This window comes from Rhizorhabdus sp. (assembly GCF_018006725.1).
GTDB lineage: Bacteria > Pseudomonadota > Alphaproteobacteria > Sphingomonadales > Sphingomonadaceae > Rhizorhabdus.
Genome location: NZ_JAGMXV010000420.1, coordinates 1 through 2,953, shown reverse-complemented (window position 1 = coordinate 2,953; position 2,953 = coordinate 1). Strand labels below are relative to the sequence as shown.

The 2,953-nt window shown below is 63.3% G+C and carries 2 protein-coding genes and 1 pseudogene; 2 read left to right on the top strand and 1 reads right to left on the bottom strand.

What is annotated here, in order from left to right; genetic code table 11:
• A pseudogene (locus KAY22_RS27175) lies at nt 1-255 on the bottom strand (chromosome partitioning protein); the annotation flags it as partial.
• Between the two features lie 145 nt (nt 256-400).
• Here KAY22_RS27175 and KAY22_RS27170 point away from each other — a divergent pair.
• Together KAY22_RS27170 and KAY22_RS27165 are read left to right on the top strand one after the other, a co-directional pair.
• The gene (locus tag KAY22_RS27170; RefSeq protein WP_296626158.1) at nt 401-1,243 is read left to right on the top strand and encodes a toprim domain-containing protein; all 843 of its coding nucleotides are present in this window, start codon (nt 401-403) and stop codon (nt 1,241-1,243) included.
• A 54-nt stretch (nt 1,244-1,297) separates the two neighbouring features.
• The coding region (locus tag KAY22_RS27165) for a strawberry notch-like NTP hydrolase domain-containing protein (RefSeq protein ID WP_296626157.1) at nt 1,298-2,953 on the top strand (1,656 nt) is incomplete at its 3' end.

Here is a 2,953-nt window from a genome sequence, read left to right as displayed (position 1 = left end):
ATTGAGAAGTGCTTCGATCGAATAGCCCGGTCGGCGACCATTTTCGGTGGGCGGGGTAGGCGGTAGTCGACCGTCGTCCTCGGCCATCCGGATGCGATTGGTCGAACAGCCAAGTAGTGCTGCAGCTTCGGCGATGCCATAGCGCACAGAAAGCGCCTTGCGACTCTCGGGAAGGAACGCCTGTCGCCGCAGCCGCTCGATCATCTTTTCGCCAGCCTCAGCCATTTCGGCAATGCGGGAGACTTCTGAATTCATAACTGCCCCGATGCGCGCGAATGAATGTTTTTGTGCATATAGCAAGTCAAATTCATTCAGTCCAGCGCGGGGAAGTTTGAACTAGAAGCCGCCGTTGCGTCGATCTTGGCACGCGGGGAGGGGAGGGGGACTGAGCTCGATGCCCATGTCCCTTGTTCGCAACAGACCCACAGCTGAGCTCCGGTCCCTGGTCCACCGTCTTGGCGGTACCTGGTCCGGCGACACCGCCATGTGCGCTTGCCCGGCCCATGCCGACAGAACCCCGTCGCTGTCGGTCCGCCAGGGGGACCGAGGCATACTCGTCACCTGCCATGCGGGCTGCGATGCCAGAGACGTTCTGCGCGAACTTGCACGCATCGAGCACCTGCCAGACTTTCGTCGTGCTATCGTTGAGAAAGCAACGGGTGGTCCCGGCGAAGCCCATCTCGCCATCTGGCGCGCGGCCAATGCCATCGAGGGAACGCTCGCCGAGCGTTACATCCGCGACACACGTGGCATCTGGGCGCCGCTCAGCGATGTCCGATTCCACCCACAATGTCCGCGAGGGCAGGGGGCCTTTGCCAGATTCGAGCCCGCGCTCTTGGTCGCCATGCACAAGCTTGGCGAAATCGCCGCGATCCAGCGGATATTCCTCGATCCCGGCACGGCCAACTGGACTGAAAAGCTCTGTCTCGGGCAGGCAATTGGGGCGGCCTGGACCAATGGGCCTCCCGCTCGAACCATTGGCCTGTGCGAAGGGTTCGAGACGGCTGCCGCCTACATGTCGCTGACCGGCATTCAGGCCTGGGCGACCATGGGGGCCAAACGGTTCCACCAACTGACCATACCATCAGATGTCGAGACGCTGATCCTGCTTGCCGACAACGACACCGAAGGCCGGCGTGCCCGTGATCGTGCCTGGGCGGCATACAAACGTCCGGGCCTCACCATCGAGACCGAATGGCCACCGGGCGGCATGAACGACTGGGCGCAGCTCCTGAAGCGGTGAGGGGAGGGGGGACGAAGGGATGCGGTCGTTGTTGGCCGTTCCCGGGAGAATTCCATGACCTCGACGATTTCGCGTTCCGCCGCGATCCTTGCTACCGCCCAGACCCTTGCCGCCAAGATACTCCTCGCCATTCCGGTCGACCGTGCCGCGCTCACTCAGGCCATGACCGAGGCCGCCGGTGGCAGCGATGCAGATGGCTTTTGGCAGCAGCGCGACAGTTTCGAGGCGCTCGAGGCGGCGATTACGCTGACTGCGCACGAACTTACCTCAAGATGCGACGGCGCATCGGCAATCCGGACACTGGAAGCGATCACGCGCGAGCTTCCGACCCAAACCGTGCGCAGCGAGAACCAGATCGAGTATCAGCAGTTCTCGACCCCGCCCGCACTCGCCATGCTCGCCATCCAGCTGGCGCGGTTGACATCTGAGGACGTGTTCCTCGAGCCGAGCGCTGGCACCGGGATCATCGCCTCATTGGCACGCCCGCATGTCGCCACCACCCTGGTCAACGAACTCGAACCTACGCGCGTCGGGATCCTGGAAGGTCTGTTCCCGGCTCTGCCCGTCACCCGGCACGACGGGGCCAAGATCAGCGCGCTGCTATCAGGGATGACGCGTCCGAGCGCTATCATCATGAACCCGCCGTTCTCAATCTCGCAATCGCGTGGGCAAGACGCCAACACGGCGGCACGGCACCTGCGATCAGCGCTCGACCATCTGCTGCCCGGCGGGCGCGTCGTCGCGATCATGCCTGACTGGTTCACACCGTCTGCCAAATACGCACATGCTTTTCGCCATACCCTAGAAGGCGCGCGGATTGTCCTCTCACTGCGCCTCGATAAGGGCGCCTATGCCAAACACGGCACCTCTATCGCGGTCCGGGTGTTCGTGATCGACAAGGTTGCGGGCGACATATCGGTCTCGACCATCAACCGGCAAAGCCCGCTCGAACTCTACGAGGCAATTCCCGTCATCCCGCCGCGTGCTTCGCTGCGCGAATCCACGCCGCCCTCAGTCTCCCGCGCCGGCAAGCTGAGCTTCTTCCGGGCGGTGAAAAGCGGGCCTGCGCGCCCTGTCGTGATCCGGTCCCCGCAAACCAACGAGGTTAAACCCGTTGCCTATATGGTTCTCGATGAGCCGGCCCCAATGGGCGAGCAGCGCGGTGTCTATGCAGATTACCGGCCATCGCGACTGGTTCTGCCCGAAGCAGGCGAGCACCCAACGCACCTCGTCGAATCCGCCGCCATGGCGTCGATCGCTGCGCCCAGACCGCAATATGTGCCCAATCTGCCCGAGCGCACCGTCACCGCGCGCCTGCTGTCAGCCGCACAGCTTGAAACCGTGATCTATGCAGGCGAGGCCTGGTCGCGCGAGCTGCATGGACGCTTCACCCATCCGCCCAGCGAAGTTGCGCTCAAGGAAGACCCCGACGGTATGGCCTACCGCACTGGTTTCTTCCTCGGTGACGGCACCGGGGCGGGGAAGGGGCGACAGGCGGCAGCCTGCATTCTCGACCAGTGGTTGCGCGGTAATCGCCGTCACATCTGGATCAGCAAAAACGCGCCGCTGCTCGAAGACGCCCAGCGCGACTGGAGCGCAATCGGCGGTTTACCTTCTGACATTCTCGAACTCTCGCGCTGGAAGATTGGCGAGGAGATCACCGCGCCTGAGGGCATCCTGTTCGTTCCCTATGGCACGCTGCGTTCGTCG